The organism is Dyella sp. C11 (assembly GCF_003121485.1).
GTDB lineage: Bacteria > Pseudomonadota > Gammaproteobacteria > Xanthomonadales > Rhodanobacteraceae > Dyella.
The window spans coordinates 19,272-36,813 of record NZ_QAVX01000013.1 but is presented as its reverse complement, the minus strand read 5'-3'; the positions used below and the strand labels follow the sequence as shown (position 1 = coordinate 36,813).

The following is a 17,542-nucleotide window of genomic DNA, read 5'->3' as shown; positions in this document are numbered from 1 at the left end:
CGGCACGCCTGTATTCATCCCGGATAGAGATTTTCGATGTCGGCTTTGTTCACTCCGTTCAAACTCAAGGATGTCACGCTCCGCAACCGCATCGCCGTGCCACCCATGTGCCAGTACAGCGCCGTGGATGGCCTCACCACGGACTGGCATCAGGTGCACTACCCATCCATTGCGCGCGGTGGTGCGGGCCTGGTCATCGTGGAGGCCACGGGCGTATCGCCCGAAGGCCGCATCACGCCAGGCTGCACCGGCCTGTGGAACGACGAACAAGCCGAAGGCATGGCGCGCATTGCATCAAGCATTGCGAAAGCGGGCGCCGTCCCCGGCATCCAGATCGGACACGCGGGCCGCAAGGCAAGCGCCAATCGCCCCTGGGAGGGCGACGACCACATCGCCGACGATGATCCGCGCGGCTGGCAGCCACTCGCTCCTTCCGCCATCGCATTCGGCGGCGGTCTGTCGCGCGTACCCAGGGCAATGACGCTGGATGACATTGCCAAGGTGAAGGCCGATTTCGTCGCGGCCACTCGACGCGCACGCGATGCCGGCTTCCAGTGGCTTGAGCTGCACTACGCGCACGGTTATCTCGCGCAGAGTTTCTTCTCGCCCTATAGCAATCATCGTGATGATCAATACGGTGGAAGCTTCGACAATCGCGGCCGCTTCCTGCTTGAGACCCTGGCGGCTGTCCGTGAAGTGTGGCCTGAGCATCTGCCGCTGACGGCGCGCTTTGGCGTGATCGAGTACGACGGCAACGACGAGTCCACGCTGGCCGAATCCATTGCACTCGTGCGTCGCATGCATGCGTCCGGCCTGGACCTGCTCAACGTCAGCATGAACTTCGTGATACCCGACGTGCGCGTGCCCTGGGGAACGCAGGCTTTTCTCGCGCCCATCGCCGAACGCGTGCGCCGCGAAGCACAGCTGCCAGTGGCTTCCGGCTGGTGCATCGATGGCGCGGAGGTGGCGGAGCGCGTGATTGCCAACAACCAGATGGACCTGGTCATGATGGGGCGCGCGCATCTGGCCGATCCCCATTATCCATACCAGCTCGCTCACGCCCTGCAGGAATCACAGCCGGCCCAGGTGCTGCCTACGCCGTACGCCTATTGGCTGTCGCGCTATCAGGGTCCAGGCAAGGCATCCGCCCAGTAAACCAATGCCCCCTGCCACGTTGCGGCGCCTAAAGCACCGCAACCGGCCGCCCGGCCAACCACAAGGCAACGTTTCTCACATATGCCCGAATCGACTCCCGCGCCTCGGGCGAGCCTGCCAACGCATGGCCAGGCGGCTCGCTGACGAAGCTGGGAGCGCCTTCAGCGGGGTCCCAGTTGTAGTCGGCAAAATGATGGAACGTGGATTGTGCAATGGCCGGTCCACGCCCTTCTCCCGGCTCGAAAGCCACGGCGAGATTGAACGATTTCCCGCTCAACTTGCTGCAGCCCTTGGCAATCACTCGCGCCGAATCGTCATGCTCAGGCTTGCCCACGTCGCCCTCGTGCGGATGCGCAGGCAGGAAACGGATGGCGCCATCGGGCGACGTCGCATCCGTCAGCACGGGATGCAGCGGCCACTGCGGCTCGACGCGCTGGAAATCGCCATTGGCGCCCGAGTGAAAATTGGGCCATTGGATATCCGTGGTGATGGTGTCGTCGTTCTGGCGATGCGAGAGATCAGGGTCGAGGTTCTTGGAGTGAAAGAAGTGCGCCGCACCCACGCCACCCAGCGTGCACACCGAGCTTCCAAGATCCATGTGGTCCCGCGCCACCAGCAGACCGCCACCACGCTGGCGGAACCGCCCGATGGCTTCGCAGTCGGCGTCCGTCAACCCATCGCCGGTGTCGACGGCGAAAAGCCAGAGCTCGTCGAACCGGGATGTGTCGAGCGTTGACAACACGTTATCCGGCTCGCCTATCGCATCGCGATTACGGGCCGTCACCTCGAACAATGGCGTGCCATCGCTACCGCTGACACTGGCCAGATATCGGTGCAACAGGCTGAAGCGACCGATGTGCCAGTCGTCATCGGCGTGCGGAATGGTGGTCTGCAAGAGAATCCGGCTGACTTGCCCCATAGTTGCAACTCCGCGTAAGGGTGAATGCCTCTCTCTCATGAAAGTGGCACGCCGTGACAAGAAGAACCGGCCTCAATCGAGGGGTGAATATAGCCGCGAAGCCGTGTTACAGAGGTCAAACCACAGCACTGCACGTGTTCGCCTGGCTACCGCAAGGCACGGCACCGACGACCCGCCAAGGCATGGCTGGAGCTGACCAGGAGCCGCCCCTGTTTCGCCGACAGCCAGCTTTACGCAGCTAACCTCGAAACACCCGACCGATCCGAGGTGACTCATGTCTGCGGATACCAAGGCACCGCTTGAACACGTGAACGACGCGCTGGCTCAGCTCAAGGAAATACGCCATTACGCGAAGAACAACGTCGAAACCCTGACGTCCCAGTGGCTTTTGTTCGATGGTGAACTGAAAAAGCTCAAGCAGGCCGATGCCATCGAGACCTTGATGGCACGCCAAAGCGAGCTGCACGATGCGCTCAACGAGCAAATCACCACGCTGGAGGAACTGGTGCTGGCACTGCAGCCACCGCCGGAAGAGACGTAAGGCCGCCTGATGGAACTCCGCCCCTTCTCGGAGTCGCCGGTTTTCCATTGATGCGCCGTGATGGCGATGGCCCGCTCGCGACCGGTCTACGTAGATTTGCGGAGTTTTGCCTCGTATTTCTGCCGTTGCCCAATGCAGCCCCAGCCCCGAATCTCACGAGGGTCTAAGGCCGTGCCGGGACTGAGTGATGAACGCCATCGCCGTGCGCTGGTTTGGGGTCCGGGGCTTATGCATTCTCATGCTGCTGACATGGGCGCTAAGCATGGCGCCCGTGGCGCGAGCGGCATGGCAGGATTCAAGTGCGCCGCCGGATACGTCGCCACCTGTCGCCAGTCGCGACGTCACGCTGCGCTACTTCAACCGTGACATCGTTACCTTCCGTTCCGACTTCCTTGGGCGCTCGCCGGAACTGCGCGCCAGGGCGGGCGTGGACAACATAGACCGGATCATCACGAAACAGGGCGATGTGCCCATCACGTTCAAGGATGTCTCCCAGGGCATGCTGATCATGCTGGGCGGCGAGTTCGTGGGCATCGTGACGCCGGATGACCTGGACAAGATCAACAACGAAACCATGGCGGATGTGCGCACGCGCGTGGCGCGCAATCTGGGCGAAGCCGTGCATGCCTCGTATACCGCCAATTCGCCACGGCGACTGACGCAAGGCATCTTGTGGTCATTGGGCGCCACCGCCATTGCGCTGGTGTTGCTGCTGGCACTGCGCTGGCTGGGACGACGCATCGACAAGGGTTTGCAGGGCTGGCTGGAGCGGCGGCTGCTCGCCATACGCAGCGAATCGGCGCGTCAGTTTGCCTTGAGTACGCGCACCATTGCGTCGTGGATTGTTCGCGTGGCGATTTGGATCGTCGCGTTGCTTGTACTCGAAGAGTGGCTTCGCTTCGTGCTTGGCCAATTTCCCTATACACAGCCGTGGTCCGACGCGATGCGCGGCTGGGTGGTTGGCAAGCTCAAGCAATGGGGTGAGGCCATTGCCGGCGCCCTGCCCGGCCTGGTCACCGCCGCCGTGATCCTGCTGGTGGCGCGCGCCGTGACGCAAGCCATCAGCATCACGTTCCGAGGCGTCCAAAGCGGCCGCTTCAAGCTGCTGGAGATCGACTCGGAACTGGCCGAACCCACGCGCAAGCTCATCGTGGCGGTGGTCTGGCTGTTTGCGGTCGCCATGGCTTATCCGTATTTGCCGGGCGCGCAAACCGAGGCCTTCAAGGGCCTGAGCGTACTGGTGGGGTTGATGGTGTCGCTGGGTGCGTCGGGCATCATCGGCCAGGCAGCAGCCAGCTTCACCATCCTCTATTCGCGCACCATGAAAGTCGGTGATCTCATCCGCAGCGGCACCACGGAAGGTGTGGTGCTGCAGATTGGCCTGTTTACCACGCGACTGCGCACTATCACCGGCGTGGAGGTGAGCATTCCCAACAGCGTGGTGCTCGGCAGCCAGTTGCAGAATTTTTCGCGTAACCCGGAAGGCCCAGGCATGTGGCTCACCACGACGGTGACCATCGGCTACGACGCGCCGTGGCGACAGGTGCAGGGCATGCTGGTGGATGCAGCCAAGGCGACGGCACTGGTATTGCCCGACCCTGCCCCCTTCGTGCTGCAGACGGCGCTCTCGGACTTCTACGTGGAATACCTGCTGCACGTGCGCATCACGGACAACAGCATGCGCCTGGATATTCTTCACGAGCTCCACTCGCGCATCCAGGACAACTTCAATACCGCGGGCGTGCAGATCATGTCGCCGCATTACGTGGGCGATCCCGCCGAAGCCAAGGTCGTGGCGCCTGGTCATTGGAATGGTTGAACGTTGTCGTCGTCGGCGCAAGGAGTCGCCACCTGACCATCCATGCGTCCGACACGCTCTTCTGCCAGAAAAATACGTATTTCTACGCAGCAGTACCGTGGGCGGATTGCCGATCTGGAAGATGGTGATGCCAGGCATTCCCCGCTCTTTTGAGGCCTCCCGTTCTCAAGGCGACTCGCGCTTACAAAAACTTTCACGCATTAACGCCTGATCGCTCTCGAAACCGTCACGCACCAACGTAGACGATTGCCCTAAAAGCCAGGAAATCCTGGTCTCTAACGGTGGCGTGCCACTTAGTTCTACTTGCAGATTGATTGAGTGATTGGACCTTCCGAAGCAACGGCGAGTCACCAACCCGCCGCCTCCCATGTCCTTCGACGCCGGCCTTGGCGCGACAGAAGCTGAACTCTCCTGGATGCGGCGCGACATTTGCGACGCCTCAGCTTGATGGAAGCTTGGTTCGCACTTCATCTCAGGGCGACTCGGACGCTTGAAAAGCCCCATGGTTTCGCACGAAAAAAACCGTCGACATGAAGTGAGGAATCCGTAGGTAATTATACGGATGTTGTTTTCCGGTCATGTCGTAGAAACTCGCCAAACTGAAGTACGAGCCACGCTATTGACATCAGGGAAATGCTGAAGACAAACCCGAGCCGTGTCGAGCAGCGCGTCTCACGTGGCAATCAGATCGCCCTGCACGAATGATTACGCTCCACGGAAAAGCAGGCCGCCTGTGTGCAATCGCGACACCCGGACAGGGCGCAGCTTCATTATTTTTGGCGTCAAGTCGTGAGTGATGCTTGCGCTCCAGTAACCGGGGAACTGCATTCGGAAAAATGCGTAGCGGGCTGACGTGATTTTTCCTGCTCATCGTGGCGCAACCCGGAGTGAGTTACCCCGGCTTTCGGAGGAAGGAAGCCCATGAACCAGATTTACCGCCTGTGCTGGAATCGAGCGCTTCGCCAGTGGATTGTCGCCTCCGAATTGGCCCATGCCGGCCACGGCGTGCCCAGGCGAAAGGTGCGAGACAAACGCGTGCCGATGCTCGCTTTGACACTACTGGCCAGCGCGGTCGCAGCAATGGTGGGTACAGCACATGCCGCCGGACCGGTCGGTGGCCAGATCATTGCGGGCAGTGGCAGCATCCAGCAAAGCGGCCTGATCACCAACATTCAACAAAACAGCCCGACGCTGCAGCTGAACTGGCAAAGCTTCAATGTCGGTGCCGATCAGACCGTCAATTTCCTGCAGCCCGGCGCGAGCTCCATCGCCGTCAATCGCGTGCTCAGCAACACGCCAAGCGATATCTACGGGCATCTCAATGCCAATGGACAGGTATGGCTGATCAACCCCACTGGCGTGCTGTTTGGCCGGAGCGCGCAGCTAAACGTAGGTGGCCTGGTCGCGTCCACGCTTGATGTCGACGCCAACAGCCTGAGTGCCAGCAACCGCACATTCAGTGGAGCCGGCAAAGGCAGCGTCATCAACCAGGGCAACATTACGGCAGCAACGGGGGGCTATGTCGCGTTGCTGGGCAACCAGGTATCCAACCAGGGTGCCATTCGCGCCACGCTTGGCACGGTTGCATTGGCGGGCGGCAGCGCAGTGACCCTGACGTTTGCCGGCACGCAGCTGCTTCACCTGCAGGTCGATGGCAGCACGCTCAACAACCTTGCCGAGAACCGCCAGTTGCTGGTCGCCGACGGCGGCCAGGTCATCATGACGGCCGGCGCCAAGGATTCCCTGCTGGCCAGCGTGGTGAACAACACCGGCCAGGTACGCGCGCAGACCGTGGAGAACCACAACGGCACCATCGAGCTCGTTGGCGGCATGACCGCCGGCAAGGTGAATGTGGGTGGCCATCTCGACGCCAGCGCCCCGACCGGCGGCGTTGGCGGCTTCATTGAAACGTCGGCAGCACAATTCGCCCTCGCACCCGACGCGCAGATCACGGCCGCCGCGCCACACGGCCGGGCGGGAACCTGGCTGGTCGATCCGACCAACCTGACCATCGATACCGCTGCCGCAAACACCATCTCCACGACGCTGAATGGCGGCACCAGCGTGGTCGAGCAAACCACGGCGACCGGCACCTCGGGCGCGGGCGTGCAGAGTCCTGGCAATGGCGACATTACCGTCGCGGCACCCATCAGCTGGACCAACAGTGCAGCCAACCTGACGCTCGACGCGTACAACGCCATCAACGTCAATGCGAGCGTTACCGGCGCCGGCGCAGTCACCATGCTGGCACGCGCCTCCAATCTGACGATCGGCGCGGGAGCGTCGATCACCGGTGGAACCGGCGTGACCCTCGCGACCGCGGGCAACTTCATCAACAACGGTGGTGCGAGCGCGGTCAGCACCGGCACGTCGTCACCGTGGCTGATCTATTCGACCAATCCCGCCAGCGACACGACCGGCGGATTGACGCCCAGCTTCGTTCAGTACAACGCCACCTATCCCGATGCACCGGCGCAAGGCGGCAACGGCTTCCTGTACAGCCTCGCGCCCGTGGTGAATCTCACGGGGCTGACCGGCACGGTAAGCAAGGTCTACGACGGCACCACGACAGCAACCCTGACCGGCGCCAACCTGATCACCACTGGCCTGGTGAACGGCGACAAGGTCACCAGCGCCATCGGCAGCTATGCCAGCGAAAACGCGGGCAGCAACATCGTGGTGAATTCGCCCACGTCGCTCGCCGCCGTGACCTTTGTCACCGCAACGGGCATTCCGGTCTATGGTTACCAGGCCGGCGGCACGGCCAGTGCGGCGATCGGCACGATTACCCAGGCACCGCTGACCGTCTCCATCGTGAACAACCCCACGAAGGTCTATGACGGCACGACGAACGCCACGCTGACCAACAGCAATTACAGCTTCAGTGGATTCATCGCGGGCGAAGGCGCCACCGTCAACCAGGCCAGTTCGTCGAGCTACGCCAGTGCTGACGCAGGCAGTGGCATTACGGTGAATGCCACGTTTTCCCCGACCAATTTTGTCGCCAATACCGGAACCCTCCTGGCCAACTATCGCCTGCCCACCACGGCCACGGGTACCGGCACCATCTCTCAGGCACCGCTGCTGGTTACGGGCCTGACGGCGTCCGACAAGGTCTACGACGGCACACGTGACGCGACGATCGACACGAGTGGCGCCACGCTATTCGGCCTGATCAGCACGGACACAGGTCAGGTAGTGCTGAATAGCTCAGGCGCGAGCGGATCGTTCGTCTCGCCGAATGTGGGCGTGAACATCGAAGTGCTGGCCAACGGCTTTGTACTCAGCGGCACCAAGGCGAACAATTACATCATCCAGCCCACGACTTATCTGCAAGCGGATATCACGCAAAAGGCGCTGACGATCACTGGCGTCACCGCCAACGACAAGGTCTACGACGGAACGACGCTGGCTACCCTGAACGTGGGCAATGCCAACCTCAGCGGACTGGTGGCATCGGACGCCGGTGATGTCACCCTGTCGACCGCCGGGTCCACTGGCAGCTTCAGCCAGTCCAATGTCGGCAACAATCTGGCGGTATCGGCCAATGGCTTCACGCTGAGTGGTTCAGCGGCAAGCAATTACAGCATTGGTGCACTGGCTGGCGTGACCGCCAACATCACGCCCGCACCGTTGACCATCGACCTTGTCGGCACCCCCACCAAGATCTACGACGGCACCACGGCCGTTGTCCTGAGCCAGTCCAACTACACCATCTCGGGGTTCGTGGCAGGCCAGAGCGCCACCATCACCCAGGTTTCCGGCGGCTATGCCACGCAGCATGCGGGCACGAACATCCCCATCACGGCGACGCTGACGGCTTCGGATTTTGCGCCCGCGGCCGGCACGTCAATGTCGAACTACAGCTTCGCAAGCAGCCTGACCAGCGCCACGGGCATCATTCAACCGCAGCCCATCCAGGTCGATATCGTCAACAACCCAAGCAAGGTCTATGACGGTAACGACACGGCCACGCTGGGAACTGGCAATTATTCGGTTATCGGCGCCATTCCGGGCGAGCAGGTCAACCTGAGCCCCGCGCCAACCAGCGGCACTTACGCCTCATCCAACGTGGGTTTCTGGAATGTGACCGCCGCGCTGTCACCGGGCAATTTTTCGGCCGGCCCGAACACGTTGCTGAGCGACTACCTGCTGCCCACCACGGCAACCGGCATGGGCACCATCTACAAGGCGCCCATCAACGGTGACTTCACGGTATCCATCACGGGCAACCCATCCAAGGTTTACGACGGCAACACGATCGCCATCATTGCGGCCGGCGACTTCACCCTGTCGGGCTTTGCCCCCGGACAGGGAGCCACGGTCAATCAAACCGTCACTGGCGACTACGCATCAAAGAATGCAGGTTCGCAGCCAGTACACGCATCGATGCTGGAATCGTATTTCACGCCCGACCCGGGAACGGATCTCAGCAACTACACATTCCCCGTCGATGCGTACGGCACCGGCACCATCATCCCTGCGCCACTCGTGGCCAACATCATCAACAATCCCACGAAGACGTACAACGGCAGCGCGCTCGCGCAACTGGTCAGCTCGCAATTCCAGCTCAGCGGCTTCGTAAGCGGTGAAGGGGCCACCATCACGCCCACCACGGTGTTCAACTATGCCAGCGCCAATGCCGGCACATGGACCATCAGTGGATCGCTGGTGCCGAGCAACTACACCGCCAACAGTGGCACATTGCTGACTAATTACACCTTGGCTACGACGGCTTCAGGACCGGGCACGATCAATCCAGCCCCACTGTTCGTCATCAATGCCTATGCGAACGACAAGGTGTACGACACCACTACCGCAGCCACGTTGAACGTCAGCAGCGCGGCACTCTCGGGGCTCGTAGCGAGTGACGAAGGCGATGTCACGCTGAACACCAGCACCACCGGCACATTCGCCCAATCCAATGTAGGCAACGGTATTGCGGTGACCGCCACCGGCTTCACCGTCACGGGCAGCGCTGCGTCCAACTACCTGCTGCAACCCATCGCGGGATTGGCCGCGAATATCACCCCCGCACCACTCATCATCAACGGGGCCATCGCCAACAACAAGGTCTACGACGGCACCACCCCGACCACGATCAATGTCAGCGGCGCATCCTTGAGCGGCGTGCTGGGCACCGATGACGTCACGCTCAACGCAGCCGGCGGCACCGGCAACTTCATCACTTCCAACGTGGGCAACAGCCTGCGTGTAACAACCAGCGGCTTCACGCTGAGTGGTGCGCAAGCTGGCAACTATGCGGTGACACAACCCTACGGACTCACCGCCAACATTACCCCTGCCCCCTTGTCGGTGAGTATTACCGGCAATCCGATCAAGAGCTACGACGGCTCCACGTCGGTGACGCTGACTGCCAACGATTACACCCTCACCGGCTTCGTCAGCGGCCAGAGCGCAACCATCAATGGCGTGACCAGCAGTGGCTACCTTTCGCCCAATGTGGGCACCAACATTGGCGTGCAGGCCACGCTGGAACCGTCGAATTATTCGTCCGCGATTGGTACCAGCCTGTCCAACTACCTGTTGCCAACGACTGCCACCGGACCACTCGGCGAAATCACCGCTGCCGTCATTTCGCTCACCGGTTCACGGGTGTATGACGCGACCACCGATGCGGACGCCAGCGTCTTTGCCGTCGATGGCCTGGTCAACGGCATCAACGGACAAACGCTGCAACTGACTGGCACGGGCACGCTGACGAGCAAGAACGTGGGCATACACGTACCTCTCGCCAGCCTGGGGACGCTGACCCTGGCTGATGGCTCGGGCCTTGCCGCCAACTACGTGCTGGGCGCCCCCGCCGGGGACTGGGTCACCATCACGCCTGCCCAGTTGACCGTACTCAACACAGCGGCCGCAACCAAGGTCTATGACGGCACCACCGCCGCGACGCTGAGTGGCGCCACATTGAGCGGCGTACTCAACAACGCCAACGGACCTGACAGTGTCACGCTGATCAACGACACCAGCGGCACGTTCAACAACAAGAACGTGGGCACCGGCAAGCCTGTCACTGCAAACATGGGAATCACGGGCGCCGACGCCGGCAACTACACGTTGATCCAGCCCACCGGCATCGTCGGCGATATCACTCCGCTCAACGTGACTGTCAGCATCACCGGCAACAACAAGGTGTATGACGGCACGAACGCAGCCACGGTGAATTACCTCTCCATCCCCAACCTGATCGCGGGCGACCAGGTCAGCTATACCGCAAGCTCGTCCACGTTCTCCCAGGCGGATGTCGGCAACAACCTGACCGTCACGGCGACCAACATCACCTTGACGGGTGCCGATGCCGGCAACTATTTCCTGACCAACAACAACAGCACCGCGACTACAACGGCCAGCATTACGCCGTACATCATCAATCTGCAGGGCACGCGCGTGTACGACGCGACCACGGACGCTGCCGCCAACTTGTTTGGCGTCGAGGGCGTGATCAGTGGCATCCCCGGCGGAAACGGTGCGCCGGCAGAAACGCTGACGCTGGCAGGCACCGGCAACCTGGCATCGAAAAACGTCGGCCAGGAGTCAATTACCAACGTGAACACCGCGTTCTCCCTGACCGGCAATAACGGCGCCAAGGCCAGCAACTACGCGTTCGGCACCAGCAACTGGGTCACCGTGACACCCGCCAGCCTGGCCGTCATAGACGCCGTGGCGGCAAACAAGGTGTATGACGGCAATGCCAACGCAACCGTCAGTGGCGCACAGCTGAGTGGCGTGCTTGGAAGCGACACGGTCACGCTCGGCAACGACACCACGGGCCTGTTCGACAACAAGAACGTGGGCGACAACAAGCCCGTAAGCACCAGCATGACCATCAGCGGTACCGATGCGGGCAACTACATACTCAACCAGCCCACCTACCTGACCGCCAACATCACGCCGCTTGTCATTACCGCCTCGGTGGAAGCCACGGCCCAGAACAAGGTCTACGACGGCAACACCCCAGCCACCGTCACCCTGTTCAGCCCGAACGTCATCACTGGCGACGCGGTGAACTTCAGCTACGGGACGGCCAACTTCGACACCAAGAATGTCGGCAACGGCAAGCTGGTCACCGTCGATGGCATTACGGAATCGGGCGCCGATGCCGGCAACTATGAATTCCTCAACACCTCGGCCACCACGACCGCCAACATCACGCCGTATGTGCTGAACCTTACCGGCACACGGGTCTATGACAGCACCACGAACGCCGACAGCAGCCTGTTCGGCTCCAATGGCGTGCTCACCGGCGTGGCCGGTGAAACGCTCACCCTAAGCGGTACCGGCACCCTGGCCAGCAAGAACGTCAACACGACGCAGCCTTTCGCCACCAACGGCTTGAATGGCTTCACCCTGACCGGCAACAGCGGCGCGGACCCCAACAACTACACGCTGGTCGGCGGCACGGACTGGGTGAACATCACCCCCGCATCGCTGACAGTCATCGGCACATCGGTGATCACCAGGGTGTACGACGCCACGACCGATGCGCAGCTCTCGGGCGCCACGCTGAGTGGCGTGTTTACGGGTGATGTGGTCAGCCTCGCCAACGACACGACCGGCACGTTCGACAACAAGAATGTCGGCAGCGGCAAGAGCGTCCCCGCCAGCACCATGACCCTGGGTGGCACCGCCGCAGGCAACTATGTTTTGACCCAACCCACCGGCCTGACCGGCACCATCACGCCGCTGAACATCACGGTCGACGTGGCCGCACAGAACAAGGTGTACGACACCACCACCACCGCTTCGGCCGCGGCCACTTCGACGGGCGTTCTCGCAGGGGACCAACTCACGTTCGCCGCCGGAGCAGCCAACTTTGTCACGCCCAATGCCGGCAATGGCATCACCGTCAACGTCACGGGCATCACGGGCAGCGGCGCCGACCTGGGCAACTACACGTTCAATACATCGGCATCCACCAGCGCCAACATCACGCCCTACATCCTGGCGCTCAACGGTACGCGTGTTTACAACGCCGCCACCGACGCGAATGCCGCCGTGTTTGGAACGGGCGGCGTCATCACCGGTCTCGATGGGCAGACCCTGAATGTCACCGGCTCGGGCACGCTCGTGTCAAAGAATGTCGGCGTTGAAGCGCTGTCCAGCATCGGAACCCTCGCCTTGACGGATGGAACCGGACTGGCGAGCAACTATCAACTGGACGTTCCGGCCCACGACTTTGTCACAGTCACACCCCTGGCCATTACGGTCGGCGCGACAGGGCAAGACAAGGTCTACGACGGCAACAGCAACGCCACCGTTACGCTCAGCAGTGCCGGCATACTTGGCTCAGACGACGAGACCTTCAGCTACACCTCGGCCCTGTTCAACAACCCGAACGTCGGCAACGGCAAACCGATCAGCGTAAGCGGCATCACGGCCAGTGGCGCGGACTCCGGCAACTACACCATCAACACAACGGCGAGCACGAGTGCCGACATCACGCCATACCTGCTGACCCTGACCGGCACCCGCGTCTACGACGGCACGACAAACGCAGCAGCCAGCCTGTTTGGCAACAACGGTGTGCTCACTGGCGTGAACGGCGAAACGCTGACACTCAGCGGCACGGGAACCCTGGCAAGCAAGAACGCCAACCCGGCCCAGCCTTTCGCCGCCGGCGGCCTTGCCGGCTTCACACTGGCGGGCGACAACGGTGCGCTGGCCAGCAACTACACATTGGGTACGGGCGTTGGCGATTGGGTAGACATCACCCGCAAGGCCCTGACAGTGACTGCCGTGGGCGAAGACAAAGTCTACGACGGCACAACCGCCGCCCAGCTGGCCAGCTTCACCGTCAACGGCGTGGTGCCTGGCGACAGTGCGTCGCTGGTCTACACCAGTGCCACGTTCGCGCAGGCCAACGTCGGCAACAATATTCCCATCGCCGTGAATGGCATTGGCGGCAGCGGTAGCGACATAGGCAACTACACGTTCCCCGGCTCGGCAACGACCAGCGCCAACATCACCGCGTATATCCTTGCCCTCACAGGAACCCGGGTCTACGACGGCACGGCCATCGCCGATGCCAACCTGTTCGGCAACCAGGGCGTACTCACGGGCGTCAATGGTGAAACACTCACGCTCAGCGGCAGCGGCGATCTGCAAGACAAGAACGTCGGCGTCGAAAAACCCTTTGCAGCCGGTGGACTGGGTGGGTTCACCCTGGTCGGCAATGGCACTGCATTGGCCAGCAACTACACGCTGGCTGGCGGAAACGACTGGGTCACCATCACGCCGCTGGCCATCACCGTGGCCGCCACCGGCCAGGACAAGGTCTACGACGGCACGACAAGCGCACAGGTCACACTGGCGGCCACCGGGGTACTTCCGGGAGACACCATCAGCTTCAGCGATGGCGCCGCCAACTTCGCCAGCAAGGATGTCGGCAACAACAAACTCATCACGGTGACCGGTATCACGGGCACCGGAACCGACGCCGGCAACTACAGCTACAACAGTGGCGCGACGACGTCCGCCAACATTACGCCGTTCATCCTCGATCTCACGGGCCTGCGCATTTACGACGGCACCGACACGGCGGCAGCGACCTTGTTCGGCAGCAATGGCGTGCTCACCGGCGCTGACGGCGAAACGCTCACGCTCAGTGGCAGCGGCACGCTGGTGGACAAGAATGTCGGCCTGCGAAAATCGTTCACGCCAACCGGCCTGGGTGGCTTCAGTCTCACGGGCAACAACGGCGCATTGGCCAGCAACTACACCCTTACGGGCGGCACTGACTGGGTGACCATCCTGCCCAAGCCGATCCTGGTGACGGCCAACGTCGCCGACAAGACCTACGATGGCACGACGGCAGCGACCCTGCTCAGCCTGAACAATGGCGGCATCATTGCCGGTGACAACGTAACGGTCAGCTATTCATCGGTGGCGTTCCTGTCGCCCAATGCCGGCAACCGCGTGCCGATCGTGGTGCAGGGAGTCAGCCTTACCGGTGCCGATGCAGGCAACTACATCTATCCGTCCACGGTTCCAACGAGCGCGGCCATTTTTCCGTACGTGCTGAATCTGACAGGCCGGCGCATCTACGACGGCACCGCCACGGCGGCGGCCAGCCTGTTTGGCAACGACGGCGTGTTGACGGGCGTCAACGGCGAAACCCTTACGCTCGGCGGCGCCGGCACGCTGGTCGACAAGAACGTGGGCATCCAGAAGATGTTCGCGTCGAACGGCCTGGCGGGCTTCACCCTTACCGGAAACGGCGGCGCCCTGGCCAGCAATTACACGTTCACCGGTGGCACCGACTGGGTCACCATCGTTCCGCTGGTCATCAACGTCACCGCCAGCGCAAACGACAAAACCTATGACGGCAACACGACCGCGATCGTAAACCTCGGCAGCAGTGGCGTACTGGCGGGTGACAACGTGAGCTTCACCGATGCCTCGGCGAACTTCGCCAGTAAGGACGCAGGTATCGGCAAGCTGGTTACCGTGAACGGCATCGCTGCCGGCGGCGCCGACGCGGGCAATTACCTGTTCAACAACACGGCCACCACGCAAGCGAACATCGATCCGGCGATCCTCAACCTCACAGGCACCCGTGTCTACGACGCGAACACCGATGCAGACGCCAGCCTGTTCGGTAACAACGGCATCCTCGCCGGCGTTGACGGCGAGACACTTACCCTCAGTGGCAGCGGCACGCTCGGCGACAAGAATGTCGGCAATCAGAAGCCGTTCGCGCCCAATGGCCTGGCCGGCTTTACGCTGACGGGCAACAACGGCGCACTGGCCAGCAACTACACGTTTGCAGGCGGCATGGATTGGGTCACGGTGACACCGGCCACCTTGACCGTTATCGACACGCAAACCACCAACCGCCCCTACGACGGCACGACGACTGACAAGCTCTCCGGAGCCACTCTCGCCGGCGTACTGGGCAACGATAACGTGCTGCTCGGGAATGACAGCATCGGCATGTTCAACGACCCCAATATCGGCAACAACAAGCCGGTGAACACCAGCATGGTCATCAGCGGCGATGACGCCGGCAACTACGTCCTGGTGCAACCGACGGGGCTGACTGCTGACATTACGCAGCCACTCACCCCTCCCTCGCCGCCCCCGGACATCGTCCCACCAGGACTGCTTGCCGCCCTTCAGGCACCGCTTGCGCACAATGACATCGAAACGCCGTACGGCACCGCCCGGGCGAACGCTACGGGAGCGTTCACCGGGAACCAGAAGCAGGAGGCCGATCACCCGCTGGAACGCAACCGCATTCGTTCGGACTTCCATGCCGGATTGCCGCTCCAGGTTGTCGATGGCGGCGTGCGCCTGCCTGCAGACAAGTCGCCATGACCCGCATCGCGCCTCTTCGCCTGCACACCCTCAACGTCACGCACAGGTTTGCCCTTATGCCCTCGATGCGCCTTGCGACTACACGCGGCATCCAGCTTGGCGTGGCAACCCTCCTCGCCGTCACCGCCCATGCCGTGCAGGCACAAAGCCAGCCTGTAGTGCCGCAGACCAATAGCGGCCAGATCCTGCAACAGGTCGCACCGCCACCTGCTGCAGCGCCGCCCTCCAAGCTGGGCTTGTCCATCCAGCCGCAGGAAAAGAACACATCCCAGAGCACGACCCGTTTCCTGGTGCGCAGCATCCAGATCACGGGCAATACCGAGCTGCCGACCGAGCTGCTCCACGCGGTCGTGGCATCCAGCGAAGGCCGGGAACTGACGCTGGGCGATCTTGATGCATTGGCGCTGCGCATCGGCGACGTTTACCACCAGCACGGCTATCCGTTGGCCACGGCCTATGTGCCGGCACAAACGCTCAAGGATGGCGTGGTGCGCATCGATGTGGCCGAGGCGCGCTATGGCGCTGTGTCGCTGAACAATCAAAGCTACGTATCCAATCGCGTGCTCAACGCCACCCTGTCTCCTCTGCAATCGGGCCAGCCGGTGACGGAATACTCGCTCGAACGCAGCCTGCTGCTTCTGTCGGACATTCCCGGCGCCACGGGCAATTCCACCATGCGTCCGGGCCAGGACGTCGGCACGTCGGACCTGCAGGTCGATGTCACGCCACAGCCGCGTTACACCGGCGAGGTGGGCCTGGACAATTTCGCTGCCCAATACACGGGCAATGTGCGCGCTACTGGCAACTTCACCGTCAACAGTCCGTTCGGGCAAGGCGACCTGTTCGATGTCGACGCCGTGACCAGCGGCAGCGGCATGAAATACGGCCGCGCCGAGTACCGCTACCGCCTCAATGGGTATGGCACGACCATCGGTATCGCGTACTCCGGCCTCGACTATCGCCTCGGTGGCGCCGCCCGTGACCTCGACGCCCATGGCACCGCCACCGTCGGCAGCGTCTTCCTGTCGCAACCGATCATCCGCAACACGGCGGGCAATCTTTACGTCCTGGTCGAGTACGACCACCGTCGACTCGACGATCGCGTGGATGTCATCGGCCTCGACAACGACCGTCACATCGACAGGTGGAGCGCCACGCTCGCGGGCGACCAGGTCGATGCCAGCGGCGTCACCAATGTGCGCGTCTCGGCGGACTACGGGCGTCTCTTCACCGACAACTTCCAGACCGCCTTTTTTGACTACTTCGGCGCGCAAACCGCGGGAAGCTATACGAAGTTCGAGTTTTCCATATCGCGACTGCAACAGCTTGACCAGACGAACGCGTTGTATCTCGGCTTCTCGGCGCAAAACGCCAACAAGAACCTCGACAGCTCCGAGCAGTTCTTCCTTGGAGGTCCCGACAGCGTGCGCGGTTATGACGTTGGCGTCATCGCCGGCACCATCGGCAGCCTGGCGACCGTCGAGTACCGCCACGACCAAGTGTTCTCGTTCGCACCCGGTGTCTGGCAGTTCACGGCGTTCTTTGACAGTGGCCGCGTGCAGATCTACAACACGCCCATCGTCCCCGGCACCAACAGCGCCCGCCTGGATAGCGTGGGGCTAGGCGCAAACTGGACAGCGACCCACGGCTGGCATCTGGCGGCGAGCGTCGCCAAACCCGTCAGCGGCACACCCGATCTGCTCGCCGGGCGCGTGGATACTTCCGTTCGATTCTGGGCGCAGATACGCAAGGCGTTCTATTGATGGTG

General features: G+C 62.2%; 6 protein-coding genes. 5 read left to right on the top strand and 1 reads right to left on the bottom strand.

Annotated elements, in window-relative coordinates; translation table 11 throughout:
• Nucleotides 1-36: 36 nt before the first annotated feature.
• A complete protein-coding gene (locus tag DK366_RS13140) occupies nt 37-1,155 on the top strand; it encodes an NADH:flavin oxidoreductase/NADH oxidase (protein ID WP_109126013.1) in 1,119 nt (372 codons plus the stop codon).
• A 28-nt stretch (nt 1,156-1,183) separates the two neighbouring features.
• Here DK366_RS13140 and DK366_RS13135 read toward each other — a convergent pair whose 3' ends face one another.
• Nucleotides 1,184-2,074: a hypothetical protein gene (locus tag DK366_RS13135; RefSeq protein WP_109126012.1), complete on the bottom strand. Its 891-nt coding sequence runs from the start codon at nt 2,072-2,074 to the stop codon at nt 1,184-1,186.
• A 274-nt stretch (nt 2,075-2,348) separates the two neighbouring features.
• On the opposite strand from DK366_RS13135, the gene DK366_RS13130 reads away from it, so the two are divergent.
• From DK366_RS13130 to DK366_RS13115, 4 genes are all read left to right on the top strand, one after another.
• Nucleotides 2,349-2,615, top strand: a complete 267-nt coding sequence (locus DK366_RS13130; RefSeq protein ID WP_109126011.1) for a hypothetical protein — start codon at nt 2,349-2,351, stop codon at nt 2,613-2,615.
• A 238-nt stretch (nt 2,616-2,853) separates the two neighbouring features.
• Nucleotides 2,854-4,434, top strand: a complete 1,581-nt coding sequence (locus DK366_RS13125; protein WP_157956524.1) for a mechanosensitive ion channel family protein — start codon at nt 2,854-2,856, stop codon at nt 4,432-4,434.
• Between the two features lie 921 nt (nt 4,435-5,355).
• A complete protein-coding gene (locus DK366_RS13120) occupies nt 5,356-15,774 on the top strand; it encodes a YDG domain-containing protein (RefSeq protein ID WP_109126009.1) in 10,419 nt (3,472 codons plus the stop codon).
• Complete coding sequence (locus DK366_RS13115) at nt 15,771-17,537, top strand: ShlB/FhaC/HecB family hemolysin secretion/activation protein (protein WP_232821034.1); 1,767 nt, start codon at nt 15,771-15,773, stop codon at nt 17,535-17,537. The genes DK366_RS13120 and DK366_RS13115 overlap by 4 nt, the downstream gene beginning before the upstream one ends.
• The last annotated feature ends 5 nt before the right edge of the window (nt 17,538-17,542 follow it).

Coding starts and splice junctions, on each gene's coding strand:
- DK366_RS13135 (WP_109126012.1), bottom strand. CDS start 2,074: ATGGGGCAAGTCAGCCGGATTCTCTTGCAGACCACCATTCCGCACGCC.
- DK366_RS13115 (WP_232821034.1), top strand. CDS start 15,771: ATGACCCGCATCGCGCCTCTTCGCCTGCACACCCTCAACGTCACGCAC.
- DK366_RS13130 (WP_109126011.1), top strand. CDS start 2,349: ATGTCTGCGGATACCAAGGCACCGCTTGAACACGTGAACGACGCGCTG.
- DK366_RS13120 (WP_109126009.1), top strand. CDS start 5,356: ATGAACCAGATTTACCGCCTGTGCTGGAATCGAGCGCTTCGCCAGTGG.
- DK366_RS13140 (WP_109126013.1), top strand. CDS start 37: ATGTCGGCTTTGTTCACTCCGTTCAAACTCAAGGATGTCACGCTCCGC.
- DK366_RS13125 (WP_157956524.1), top strand. CDS start 2,854: ATGCTGCTGACATGGGCGCTAAGCATGGCGCCCGTGGCGCGAGCGGCA.